Source organism: Acinetobacter sp. YZS-X1-1, assembly GCF_000804305.1.
Lineage (GTDB): Bacteria > Pseudomonadota > Gammaproteobacteria > Pseudomonadales > Moraxellaceae > Acinetobacter > Acinetobacter variabilis.
Genome location: NZ_JWHB01000050.1, coordinates 1 through 12,015 on the forward strand (window position 1 = coordinate 1; position 12,015 = coordinate 12,015).

At 34.0% G+C, this 12,015-nt stretch carries 14 protein-coding genes; 9 read left to right on the top strand and 5 right to left on the bottom strand.

Going from position 1 to position 12,015, the window contains the following annotated elements; all coding sequences use genetic code 11:
• Positions 1–215: 215 nt before the first annotated feature.
• Positions 216–1,559 (bottom strand): hypothetical protein, encoded by a 1,344-nt coding sequence (locus tag RJ01_RS15155; RefSeq protein ID WP_034171693.1) that lies wholly within the window; start codon positions 1,557–1,559, stop codon positions 216–218.
• 690 nt (positions 1,560–2,249) lie between these two features.
• A complete protein-coding gene (locus tag RJ01_RS15160) occupies positions 2,250–3,194 on the bottom strand; it encodes a hypothetical protein (protein WP_052209114.1) in 945 nt (314 codons plus the stop codon).
• A 159-nt stretch (positions 3,195–3,353) separates the two neighbouring features.
• Here RJ01_RS15160 and RJ01_RS15165 point away from each other — a divergent pair, with 159 nt between their 5' ends.
• The 7 genes from RJ01_RS15165 (at position 3,354) to RJ01_RS15195 (ending at position 6,223) form a co-directional block, all read left to right on the top strand.
• Positions 3,354–3,710, top strand: coding sequence for a type II toxin-antitoxin system RelE/ParE family toxin (locus RJ01_RS15165; protein WP_034171695.1), 357 nt, complete (start codon positions 3,354–3,356; stop codon positions 3,708–3,710).
• Positions 3,703–4,005: a helix-turn-helix domain-containing protein gene (locus RJ01_RS15170; protein ID WP_005804939.1), complete on the top strand. Its 303-nt coding sequence runs from the start codon at positions 3,703–3,705 to the stop codon at positions 4,003–4,005. Before RJ01_RS15165 ends, RJ01_RS15170 begins: the two co-directional genes overlap by 8 nt.
• Positions 4,006–4,099: 94 nt before the next feature.
• Positions 4,100–4,348, top strand: coding sequence for a hypothetical protein (locus RJ01_RS15175; RefSeq protein ID WP_034171696.1), 249 nt, complete (start codon positions 4,100–4,102; stop codon positions 4,346–4,348).
• 57 nt (positions 4,349–4,405) lie between these two features.
• Positions 4,406–4,627: a hypothetical protein gene (locus RJ01_RS15180; RefSeq protein ID WP_034171697.1), complete on the top strand. Its 222-nt coding sequence runs from the start codon at positions 4,406–4,408 to the stop codon at positions 4,625–4,627.
• 125 nt (positions 4,628–4,752) lie between these two features.
• On the top strand, positions 4,753–5,418 hold the full coding sequence (locus tag RJ01_RS15185) for a hypothetical protein (RefSeq protein ID WP_034171698.1): 666 nt from the start codon (positions 4,753–4,755) through the stop codon (positions 5,416–5,418).
• A gap of 3 nt (positions 5,419–5,421) precedes the next feature.
• Entirely contained in the window at positions 5,422–5,829 is a 408-nt protein-coding gene (locus tag RJ01_RS15190) for a hypothetical protein (protein ID WP_034171699.1), read from the top strand.
• A 1-nt stretch (position 5,830) separates the two neighbouring features.
• Positions 5,831–6,223 (top strand): hypothetical protein, encoded by a 393-nt coding sequence (locus tag RJ01_RS15195; protein WP_034171700.1) that lies wholly within the window; start codon positions 5,831–5,833, stop codon positions 6,221–6,223.
• Between the two features lie 83 nt (positions 6,224–6,306).
• Here the strand turns inward: RJ01_RS15195 and RJ01_RS15200 are convergent, their stop codons facing one another.
• The 3 genes from RJ01_RS15200 to RJ01_RS15210 are packed head-to-tail and all read right to left on the bottom strand — an operon-like array spanning position 6,307 to position 9,326.
• The gene (locus tag RJ01_RS15200; protein ID WP_034171701.1) at positions 6,307–6,834 is read right to left on the bottom strand and encodes a GNAT family N-acetyltransferase; all 528 of its coding nucleotides are present in this window, start codon (positions 6,832–6,834) and stop codon (positions 6,307–6,309) included.
• Between the two features lie 11 nt (positions 6,835–6,845).
• Positions 6,846–7,598, bottom strand: coding sequence for a MobC family replication-relaxation protein (gene mobC, locus RJ01_RS15205; protein ID WP_034171702.1), 753 nt, complete (start codon positions 7,596–7,598; stop codon positions 6,846–6,848).
• Positions 7,599–7,601: 3 nt separating this feature from the next.
• Entirely contained in the window at positions 7,602–9,326 is a 1,725-nt protein-coding gene (locus RJ01_RS15210) for a type IV secretory system conjugative DNA transfer family protein (RefSeq protein WP_052209115.1), read from the bottom strand.
• 1,111 nt (positions 9,327–10,437) lie between these two features.
• Here RJ01_RS15210 and repM point away from each other — a divergent pair.
• Positions 10,438–11,337 carry a replication initiation protein RepM gene (gene repM / locus RJ01_RS15215; RefSeq protein WP_171248488.1) on the top strand — a complete coding sequence of 300 codons (900 nt, stop codon included), beginning with the start codon at positions 10,438–10,440 and terminating at the stop codon, positions 11,335–11,337.
• Between the two features lie 77 nt (positions 11,338–11,414).
• Positions 11,415–12,015 (top strand): plasmid replication DNA-binding protein (locus RJ01_RS15220; protein ID WP_034171705.1); only part of this gene is annotated, 601 nt, incomplete at its 3' end.

Sequence of the window (12,015 nt, forward strand, 5' to 3'; positions counted from 1 at the left end):
TTAATATGAATAAAGTCGTGAAACTTTGATCAAAGAATAGGCGTGGAACGTGAAAAATCATAAAAAAAGCCCACCTTGGGGAAGATGGGCTATCAACTAGAAACTACAGCATTGATTTCTAAAGATAATTATAACGCATTTCGTATAAGGTGTATTATGTTAATTTTAGAAGAATTAACATTTCTATATTTTTATGGAACATAACTATGAATTTATCATCTTACAAGATCGTTTACTCCTAAATGACCAAACTTGCCATTTATTAGACGACCATCATCTAACTGCACATTTTTAAATTCAATCGTTCCCTCTGAATCATTGACAGTGACACCAGTACAATGATTATTCGTCAATTTACAGTTCCATTTCAGATAAATGTTCACATTTAATTGACCCTTCTGTGGTCTTTGATACGCTACATTTACATTTTTAGTAATTGTATCGTATTTCACTGTGAACTCGAGATTAGAGTGATTATCTCGACTCATAAAGCGAAAATACTTACTTTCATTTTCTGCATATACAACTGCTGCGACTGTTTCATCAATTTTAAAAACTTCATCTCCTGCAATCACTTGACCATAAGGAACTTTTTTTACAAAACCTCCAGATACTTTCAACTCTGGAGAAGCAATATATTCAATAGGGTTAGTAAATAAATTATTGATAAATTTAAAGGTGATTATACCATTTTCATAATCTGTATTTAATGTAAAATCTCGATTGAAGTATCCCTTATATATGTATACATCTTTAGGCTGTTCATTACTAAAATAATTCCCCTCCGTTAAAATAAATCTATCGTGATCAAGATCCACAGGATTATTAAAGTTAAAATAGTATTCTTTATCTGTAGTAAAAGTTAAAACAGAGCTAGTTTTCCAATCCAAAAATTTTTCTATTGTTGCAGGTTTACCATTAACAACTAAGTCTGATTTCGCATGATATTCATTAAAGCGTTTAGTGTCCCATACTGGCCAATTAGAATTTACTTCAAAATTAACAGAGCCTTTAATTTTGGCAGTGGATGCAAAATCATTATTATTTAAACGTCCTGCTATAGAACCATTTGCATTTATAATAAAATAAGTTTTACCATTACTTTGCTTTTCAAGTTTATAAGAAAATGTATCACTACACGAATTTTGACATCGAACCGTCAGATGTCCTTTATCATTCTCTGAATAGCTAAAAGCTCCAACTTTATCTTCTTTAGGATAAAAATAAAGACCCGCCAAATTATTAATATGGGCAGATAAATCATTGCTTGGTGTAAGAATCTCTAAATCCCACATATTATTGTTAGTAGCAGATGCTTCAATCACACTATCTGTATGAAATGGTGAAAACTTAATGGTTGAGTTATTAGCAATACCAGAATTTTCAATTTCAAAATAGCCATGTGTCAAATCTGGACTTAATACAGAAGTTTCTACAATAGGCTTCGGCACAGATGTATCTGATGACGTTGGACTACTTTCTCCCCCCCCTCCACCGCATGCGACTAATAAAACAGATAAAAGAGTTAAAGGTAATAATGTTCTTCTATTGTGAAACATATAAATCCTTGTTTGAAAAAAATTACTTTTTAAAATTTTATAAAAATACTGAATTTAGAATACTTTTGTAAGCATTCAATATCATTTCATAAAACCCTGAAACTTCGCCTTGTTCTTATACAGGAAGGTAAGCTAATTGAGTACTTAGAAGATTATTTTTATCTAAAATTTAGTAAAAAAACGTTCTATTTAAAATTTAATAAACTGGCATTTACTGTCTTATTCCTCCCCATTTAACATAATGGCGGTTATACGAAGTACACTTGTATATTAATTTAAAAATCAATAACTTAAAAATTTAACCCTGACCACAAAATGCACAAAAAATGGCTTTTGTAATAAGTTGGTGAGTTTTTAGGCAAATCTGTAACATTTTGCCAAGAAAATTGATTAATAAATGATCATTCTTGGAATCAATACCTATTTCATGCGGATCTAGGTTGCGAAACTATCCCCAATTGCTGTGGATAAAATTTAGGCTATTTTGTACGCCTGAGCTTACGTGAATTCCGGTTCTTTGCTGCTGTCCAAGATAGGTGAATTTTCCTATGATGAAGTCATAGAGAACAGGATGTTCCAAACAACAAGAATAAGAAAGATCGCACCAGGAGCGTGAGGTAAGACAGGAGTCATACCTAGCAACCCAATATGAGAAACCCCGGCAGGATGCCGGGGTTTTTTATTTAAAGATCATTCTGAATCATCATTTTTAGGCTTTTTCTTATCCTGATTCTTTTTGTATCGCTTATCTGCTACGGTTTTTCTGTATTCCTTAAGGGACTTAGGATTATCAGAAATAAAGTTATCCATCCGTTTTTTGCCCCCCTTGTACTTATCATCTTTACGCATTTCTTTTTTATTTACTTTTTTAGTTCCATTTTTAAGTGAATAAATAAAAGATGAACCTGCAACAAGAATCTGATCTACATAAATAGGCGTAGCGACATTCGTGTAAAAGTAGTTACAGCCATATGCCATATTTTTTTCTAAAATTTCATTTGGAATAAAAATTAAATAACTTAGTGTTTTCTCCAAACCAACTTCCAAATGTGGAAGATCAAAATTATCACTTTTCCATTTTTTATCTACACTGCAAAAATATCTAATTTTTTCCTTAGTTTGACTTACTGGAATATTAAGTTTTTTACATTTTTCTTGCGTATATTCAATGAAATGCTTCTTAGCAATATTAAGAGTAATATCTGAAATTGTATCTGAGCCAATCCCTTCAATAACTAACAGTAGTTCTTCAAGGTCTTCTAAATCACCTGTTTCTACAGCTTTAGAATGTCTTACAGCAGTAATAATTTGCTGACACTTAACATCATGGCTTCCCCGACCTTTATGTCCATTTTTAGCTAGGCCAATGCCCGTACCTTTTGGTTCTGCAAAACATTTTGGTACCCATAAGCTATTGATAGCTGCTGGATCTTTAACATAGTTCTTTAAACCAGCTAATGTTTCTGACATAAAAACTCTTAAAGTTTCATGGCCTGATTGCATATGTGTATTAGATGATCGTGACATTGCATAAGCATCTACAAATAAACGTGTATCTTCATCTAGATTTATATTTAAAAAGTCACATTCTGAATTTAGATAGTCTAATTTGAAGGAAGAATATAAATAGTTCATAAAATTGCTCAAAATAAAGTCAAACCTATCACACAATTATTATTTTATGTATATAAATCAAAACAATGCGACACTGTTCGTCGTTCAATTAATAATCAGGTTGTATTGTATTAAATACATTAATATAATATAGACTATAATCTATATTTTGGTTGTGATATGTGGACAGTCATCACGACAGATCTGTTTAATGTATGGCTTGAGCAGCAAGACGAATCAACACAAGAGAAAGTCTTAGCCGCTTTGGTTGTTTTACAGCAGCAGGGGCCAAGTTTAGGTCGCCCTTTAGTTGATACCGTGTATGACTCTAAATTTACCAATATGAAAGAGCTACGCGTTCAGCATCGAGGTAAACCACTGAGAGCCTTTTTCGCATTTGATCCATTACGACAGGCTATTGTGCTGTGTATCGGTGATAAAGGCGGTAAAAAGCGTTTCTATAAAGAGATGCTGGATATTGCAGATCAGCAATACGAACTTCATCTCTCAACCCTAGGAGATCAATCTAATGGCTAAAACCTTACAGGAATTATTGGCTAGTCGCTCTCCAGAGAGCCAAGCACGTATTCAACAAATGGCTGACGAGCTACTTTTAGAAACACAGCTCCACCTTATTCGTGAAGAACTAGAAATCTCTCAAAAAGAACTCGCTGAAACCCTTGGAATTAAACAACCATCACTTTCAGCAATCGAAAACCGTGGAAATGACCTTAAAATTTCAACAATGAAAAAGTATGTTGAAGCTATGGGAGGAAAGCTCCGTATTGATGTAGAGCTTCCAACAGGAAAACATATAGGATTCAATGTTTAATAATAAGAAAGGTAGCTTAGGCTGCCTTTCTTGTTTCGGATAATCCGTATTATGTTAATTTTAGAAAAATTTAAACAGAAAAAGGACTCATATTATGCATTTTGAATGTAAAGAACATGAATTAGACTTTTTAGAACTAATTGATAACCTAATAGAATCAACAGAAGAGTTTGATAAAAAAATTACTCTTATAGATAAAAAATTAAATTTTATAAATCAACTAATTGAATTGGAAAAGGAGTATCTTAAGACTGATTTACAATTAAAAGCACAGGATGACAAGTATCATTTAGAGAGAAGAAAACTATTTGAGGATTCAAAATCTAGAAATAACGTAGACTAATTCCAATATTTAAAATATTCTACTTTACTAAAATCAATAAATTAAAGAGATAACTTCATGATTCCTAACAACTCTTTCGTTGCTGATAATTTGGGACAGATTCAATTACAACAGCCAACACCTGAGCAAATGAAATATCAATTTTTTACTTCTCAAATTAGTTTCTTAGCACAACAAATCGCAAATCTAGGCCCTACTAATCCAAGTTTATCTGCAGAACTATTAAGAACTTATTTAGAGCTAAATAAAATATTAATAAATTCAGATTTAAAGCCATAATTTCAATTAACGTTTTATTTTAATAAAATCTTTTATTCTCAAAGATATAATTCATATAGTAATTTAAGTTAAATTCTATATAATTTCGCAAAATTTATTACTATTCATAATGTAAAAGGGATATCGTGTCTGCTCAATTGAAGACTTGCTTCGGATTCCAAACCACACGTTGTGACTACAACAATATAAATGCAGGTACTAAAAATTTACCTCATTTTGCTGAATCTAAGTTTTTAGAACAGCCTGGTAGCATTGGGGATGAAGTTTATCAATGGTTAACAGATGGTTATTACTTTTGGTTAAATAGTGATAGATATGCTGAGTGGTGGGGAGAATATAATCTAAAGTCTGATTATCTCATTACTCAATATGAAATTGTATTAGATCGAGATGATGTCCTTGATTTAATTGAAAACCCTGATGATGAAGATCATTTTTTTTGGTTAGTTGAAGCTTACCTAGAGAAATATAATGAATCTAAGGGTAAGCCGGGTGCAGAAAAGCTTCCAGAACCAACTGTTAGTTCAATTTTACACTTTTTCAGAAAAACTGATCCTGACGTTTTTCCATTTAAAGCTGTCACTATTACAGATTTATGGGAAGCAGAACCAGTTTTTCAATATTTAAAAAAACACAAGTATTTAAAAATGACACCCAATTCTAAGAGTGATCATGATAAATATAGACCTATGGGTAGACCCCAAATTTGTGTTTTTGAAGAAGTTAAAAACTGCATCACTAATTCACTCCCTATATATCCTAGGGAATATGTAGATAGTTTTTCGGAGTAGAACATGACCAACAAAAGACAGCTTGCAAGAGCAGCCTTACAAGCATGGAAAACCAAAACTACTGCTGAGATGTTCATCGAGCAACATAAAGACGTACATTTTGCTAACACTAACAAATCACCAAAAGTAGAGTTAGTCAGTAGTACTGAACGATATATGGAATTAGTGACTAAAGAATTCGCTCACCTTACTATGCGAAGATCTAATCAATCTATGATTAAATCAGCATTCTCTAATCTATATATGAACGCGATAAAATTTGCTGATGTTCTTAATATTGAGGACGATAAGTGCTTTGAGAGTACTATTGAATCGTTAGGATCTGTGCAATCTAGCAGAAACTTACCTAAGGAATTTAATTTAGATTCTTACAAAAGTATTTCTTCAAATCTAAGCCCTTTGAGATGTTAAAATGAGTATCAAGCTACTTGACCATAAGGTCATGAGAAGTTTTATAATTTTCAATTCAGATCTTATAGATTTTTTTTCAAATATAAAAAAAGTAGAAGACCTTCCATTAAGTCATGAAATCATCCAACCATCCGATGGAGATGATGGCGTTTATTTCATACATTATGCATTCAAATACGAACCAAGCGAAGATGAACAATCTGAAGATCTAAAAGAGTTAGCTGTTGTAGATATGTTTTTCCGCTTCGAAGTATTGGGCGAAAATGCAAGACAGACATTAGAAGAATGTGTCCCAGCGATCTGTTATCCATATATGAGAAGTTTTTTAAGTACGCTATTTGCAAATAGTGGCGTTGAACCAATTTACTTACCCTTATGGTTCTATAAACGGTGATTTCAAAAAAGGTATCTACTTAGATACCTTTTTTATTTAACATAAAATCTCTTATACGAAATTCATTATCTCTATATCAATGATCACGACAATTTAAACCTAAAAAATCTAGCCTCATAGCTACTTTTTTCTTCAATAAAGTTATTGTTTTCCAAGATACCCATCATAATTTTTGAATTTTCAAAACATCGAGCAACAATCTCGATAGTTGGATAAGTTTTCCGTATAGATTTCAAAACTTTTTTCAAAAATTTTTGGCCATACCCTTTATTTCTGAAATCCTTAAAAATTGAGAACATCCATATTTCTAAATCTTTTGCCTCATCCGCACTACTGATAATACAGAACCCGATAGGCCTCTTATTTTTTTCAAGAATAATAACTCTAGAAAAAATATTCTTATTAATCAGCTGATTTTTCTCTATTGTTGTATGTATTCTAACCTCGTTTTCAATCATATTTTTAAGATTTACTTGTAGACCAGCCCTAACTTCATGATTACTACAGTACATTTCAGCGTAATGGCCCTTTTCAGCATCTTCTAGTACTGTTTGATAAATCAAATCTAAATCACCAATATGTGCAACTCTTAAATTAACTAAAGAAAACAACAGATATCCCCCTAAAAATTATTCCAATCTTCATAAGATAAAAATTGGATACGTTTAAGTACGTTTTCATGTACTGGATAGCTTTTCCCATCAACTACGAGCTTATTTATATTTGAAAATAGACGTTCTAGTCGTTTTACAATATTTTCAGGACCAATATAAAAAACCTCGTCTATGCTCTGATCCAAGAACATCTTGGCGTAATTACTGAGAATTACTTGGTACCTCTTCGGTGTTTTAACTGTTTTTTCTACTTCAAAGGCAATAACTTTACCGTCTAAAGAGGTAGCAAGTGCATCTGGTATTTGTTTCCATTTCTTTTTATCTCTAGCAGCGATTTGCTTGAGCTTTCGGCTACTAATCCAATCAGTCCAACCTTTTGTAAGACCTGCTATTTTGACACGCTGAATGGCAAGACTATGAGCCATAGTCGATGTTGCTATTCGTCCTGCATCATAAAAATCAATTTGGAAGTTATCTAAATCAGTAGCCAATAATGCTCCTGCTGGGGTAAGCCCCCAGATCGTCTGTTTGCCTCTCTGTGCGAGTTCATACTCAATATAGTGCAATCTAACCAGATCTTGCTTTTCCATCGATTTAAGCGTTTTAAACGTAGCTGTACGGCTTAATCCAAGTAACTGTCCTAAAATTTCAGAAGTACTAAACATTTCATTAGCCAAAAAATCTAAAACAATGTTTTGTTTTTTTGCAACCCGCTGGGATTGTTTAGCTTCGTCATGAATAAAAAATGATGAATCACCCATGATTTATAACTTCCCAAAATCAATTTCATTCAAATTAGTTTCTTCACTATCTTGTTTCTGATCCTTTGTTTTAACTGCATTGATATCTTTCTTGGTCTGATAAGGACTTGTATAAACCATTTTGGGCAATCCAACTCCAAACAAAACGCCACATCGTTTGGGCAAAGTTAAAAAGATATTTTTCTCGATCAAATTTGTTTCACTTCGACTAACTCTCCGCTCACTACTAATTTCTTCAGCAAGACTTAAAGAACGTTCAACAAATCGAGTTTCCACATCAACCCCTATATCCCCACTTTTTTCTGCAAAAATTTCTGCAGTTTCCGGCATTTCCACACGATAAACCAATTTAATCTTAGTGTTTTCAAACACAGCTCCAATGACTGCATCGGGCTCAAGATCTTTCGGGCAATCCTTAAGATCAGCAAGGCTTTGATGTGCCATGACCACATGTAGGCCTTTGTCGCGCGCTGCTCCTAAAGCTTCAAGTGCAGTTCGGGAAAGATGATATTTCAACTCATCCAAAACCACACAAATCGGCTTTAGCTCTCCTGAGATTCGATCTCTAGCTTCTGCTAGCTGTATGAGACGAACCAGTAGCATTTTCTGAATACGAATTATCTTTGCATTCCGCATTGAACCAACAATGTAAACTACTCCCCCTGATTTAATAATTTCTTTGAAGGAAAGACCATTGGCAGCATTCACAGCTTTAATATCAGCCAGTTCTCGAAACTTACCTGCAAATCCAGCAGCCTGTTTAGTTAGAAATTCATGATGTTCTGCATAAAAGTTTTCTGCTGTTTGCCCTTTAACCAGATTTTGGGCAACAAAATGAGCCATTTCTCTATCTGCAAGTTTATAAAAATCTGAGGCTTCTCCTTTATCTCCAAGTTCAAAGCCTGCCAAAAGTAATTCTTCTATTTCTTCTGGGCCTGCATCTTCAAAAAGATTAAATTGATAACTTGATTTTCTTAGATCGATATATTGGTAACTGGTGTTTGCATCTATAGATGCACGATATGCAGCATGTGGCAAAAATTCATCATTTTTCGGATCATTAATAACAATTACTTCCCCTTTTTTTGCACATTGAGCAACGATAGAACTTAAGAAAACTCCTTTTCCGCTACCGGTCATACCGCAAACCTGGATATGAGGAAGTGTCTTTTCAGGCCAATAAACTGGCTTATCTTTTTCATCTAAAGCCAGAAAAAATCCATTTTCTCTAAAATATTTCTTAGGATCGTAATCTTGCTTAGTTTGAGTCGAAAAATCTTCCAGATCACGGATATCGCTTTTACTATCTCTTTCTAGAACACTTTTTACGGCATTTGTTGAAGTGAGATTTTGTGTTTTCCAAATCCATGTACGTTGAAAAATAATTGCTGCAACGAAGCCTAAGCTGGCAGCTTTAACAAACTGGAGATGGATTGTCGAAATGTAATTAAAAAAACTTTTTAGAAAGATGGTATTTGAAATCTGAAGAACCGTTACAACAAAAAATAAAGTAACGAAAATTTTGAACTTAGCATCTAATCTTTTTTCCTTAGATTTCATGCCTTCTGAGATTACATAAAATAATGAGAATCCTAATATAAAACCTAGAACAAAACGCGCCTGAACCAAAGGATAAGACATTGTTTCAAAAATGAAATCTTTATAAATTTCCAGAATCAGAGAACCAAATAGGAGGATTGCTAAAAGCCAAATTATGATTTTGATCATGTTCTCTATTCATGTGTCTATTTCTTATTAATTAAAAATGATTAACAAAAAAATTTCAACAAAAAAACAAATAAAAATTGTTTTAAATCAACAATATAGAATATACCGCAAATTTGACATACTCCATTCGGAATTTATTATTATTCTATAAATTGGATACGTGACCGACCGCTCCAAGCGGTCGTTAAGCCCCGGAGGGGTACGAACGAAAGTGAGTATCCTCGGAGCCTAGCGGAGAGGACTTGGGGGAGCCACGCAGGGATAAAAACGAGCTTGCCGAGTTTTTAAGTGAGTCCCAACGAACGACCCAAGTGGGGGCTAGCCCCCCCGTCAAGCGAGAGGAACGAACGCGCGACTTCCCGCGCCACGTTAAGCTTGATCGGTGAGTTCATTGCGTAGCCAATGAAGCTCATCATCAAGTAGAGGGGTGGGAAGTCGCGCGCGAAGCGCGCAGACGGGGCCTCCATAGAGGATAAAAATCGCGTCCAGCGATTTTAGCCAACACGTCCACGAAAGTGGTTTAAAATTATAGCTTTAGCATAATTTTAAAAGTGTAGCGTAGCGGTGGCGTTATCCGAGGATGCTCAACCTACTGGAGAACATAATCAGAGAACCATTTGTTTCTAGTTCTGTTCTCTGTTTACGTACTCTTATTATCAAACTCTCATCTTATGGTTATGAGCGAGTGTCTACGAGCGACTCAACGAAAAGTTGCGCCTAGACTCTCTGAAAAACAGTTTTTCTAGGCATTTTTAGCCTAAGAGTAAATAGATCTCATATAGAAAATTGAGCCTAGATACGAGCGAAGCGAGCAAAAAAGTACTATGAGCGAAGCGAATTCCGAGTTGCTTTTGCTTTTTTTAAAAGTCACGAAAATATTAACCAAAAAATTGCCCCTCGAATCGAGCGAAGCGAGATTCAATAGAGTTTGAGCGAAGCGAAAACCAAGGGCAATTTTTCATAAATCCTTTTTAATTATATTTTAAATCTTTTAAATATTTTAGGTAGGCTGAAAGCCTTTTGTAGCAAAGGTTCTAGCTCTTAACTATGAGGGATTGACTACTAACTATGAGAGAATTATAGTACTCATAGTTAGGTTTTCGAAATAAAAGTGATGAGTCCATCTAAAAAAGAACTAGTAGTTAAATCAAATCAAGTTATTGAGGCTTCATATCAACTCAGCTCAACAGAACAGCGTATTGTGTTAGCAGCTATTAGTAAAATTAGTCGGGCTGAAGACATTACAGATGATGAAATTTATCGCGTAACTATTGATGACTTAAAAAAACTTGGAGTTCATGAAAAAACAGCTTATAGAGATCTAAAAGATGGTGTAAACCGCTTATATGACAGATCAATTAATTTAGCTATTGATGATGAATCAATCAAAATGAGATGGATTCAATCCATACGGTTTTTAGAAAGTAAAAGCGTTGTAGGAATTAGGTTTTCTAAAGAAATTTTGCCGTTTATTTCTAATCTAAGCCGTGAATTTACTAAATATTCGCTATCTGACATTGCGGGTATGAGTAGCGCCTATGCTATTCGTATTTATGAATTATTAAGCCAATACCGTTCAATAGGAAAACGGGAGATTTCCATCGAATCTCTAAGAGGTATGTTGGAGTTAGGAAAAAGATATCCATTATCTGCTGATTTAAAAAGATGGGTTATTGATACAGCAGTAGATCAAATCAATGAGCATAGCCCTTTAAATGTATCTTACGAGCAAATAAAGACAGGCCGAAAAGTCACACACATTCAATTCACGTTTAAAGAAAAATCAAAAAGTATTGAGCATAAATCTGGACAGAATAATTTTTATAAATTGACAGATTCACAAATTAATATGTTTGGTAATCAGCTTTCACGCTTACATGAAGTATCTCACCTAGCACAACAAGGTGAAAGTTATGACGACTTAGCTATCAAAATTAAAGATATGTTGCGAGATCCAATGCAACAAAAACAACTTATTCCTTATCTTAAAAACTTAGGCTTTAAGGCATAAAAGATCGACTGTGTATGTAGCGGTTGACTGTTTGTTGATGTATCTTGGTTCACATAATAGACAACCAGAATTACAAGATGAAATCACTATCTGTTATTGAGCTTTCAAACCTGTATGGAATGACTCGTCAAGCCATTTATAAGCAAGTTAATAAAGGTAATTTAAGTAAGAATAGTGATGGTAAAATTGATCTTGCCGAAGCTATTCGCGTCTTTGGCGAACCGTCTAAAAATGTAACTGGTTCACAGACAACCGAAACACGAAAGTTGTCAGAAGTTCACCTACTAGAACAACAGGTTTACATGCTTCAAAAACAGCTTGAACAGGCTCATGAGCGTGAGCAGTTCCAACGTGAAGAATTAAAAGCTAAGAATGACCAATTACACGTTAAAGATGCACAAATTGAGGCTATACAACGCCTATTAGAAGCTCCAAAAGATTATATAACTAGATCTATCGACCCAAATTTAGATATAGCAACAGATTCTAGGTCAAAAAGTGAGTCGAACTATGATGGATTGACTACTCAGAAAGAAGATACCTCTGTAGAAATCGAGGGCCAAACTCCACCTAAACATGACGGATTGACTACTGAAAACAAGTGCATTCCTGTGCCTGAACACATTGAACCAGAGCCTGAGAAAAGGGGCTTTTGGAGCCGTTTTTTTAGACCCTATG

Excerpts from the sequence above, each read along its gene's own strand:
- RJ01_RS15155 (WP_034171693.1), bottom strand. The coding sequence starts at position 1,559 with ATGTTTCACAATAGAAGAACATTATTACCTTTAACTCTTTTATCTGTT.
- RJ01_RS15160 (WP_052209114.1), bottom strand. The coding sequence starts at position 3,194 with ATGAACTATTTATATTCTTCCTTCAAATTAGACTATCTAAATTCAGAA.
- RJ01_RS15165 (WP_034171695.1), top strand. The coding sequence starts at position 3,354 with ATGTGGACAGTCATCACGACAGATCTGTTTAATGTATGGCTTGAGCAG.
- RJ01_RS15170 (WP_005804939.1), top strand. The coding sequence starts at position 3,703 with ATGGCTAAAACCTTACAGGAATTATTGGCTAGTCGCTCTCCAGAGAGC.
- RJ01_RS15175 (WP_034171696.1), top strand. The coding sequence starts at position 4,100 with ATGCATTTTGAATGTAAAGAACATGAATTAGACTTTTTAGAACTAATT.
- RJ01_RS15180 (WP_034171697.1), top strand. The coding sequence starts at position 4,406 with ATGATTCCTAACAACTCTTTCGTTGCTGATAATTTGGGACAGATTCAA.
- RJ01_RS15190 (WP_034171699.1), top strand. The coding sequence starts at position 5,422 with ATGACCAACAAAAGACAGCTTGCAAGAGCAGCCTTACAAGCATGGAAA.
- RJ01_RS15195 (WP_034171700.1), top strand. The coding sequence starts at position 5,831 with ATGAGTATCAAGCTACTTGACCATAAGGTCATGAGAAGTTTTATAATT.
- mobC (WP_034171702.1), bottom strand. The coding sequence starts at position 7,598 with ATGGGTGATTCATCATTTTTTATTCATGACGAAGCTAAACAATCCCAG.
- RJ01_RS15210 (WP_052209115.1), bottom strand. The coding sequence starts at position 9,326 with ATGATCAAAATCATAATTTGGCTTTTAGCAATCCTCCTATTTGGTTCT.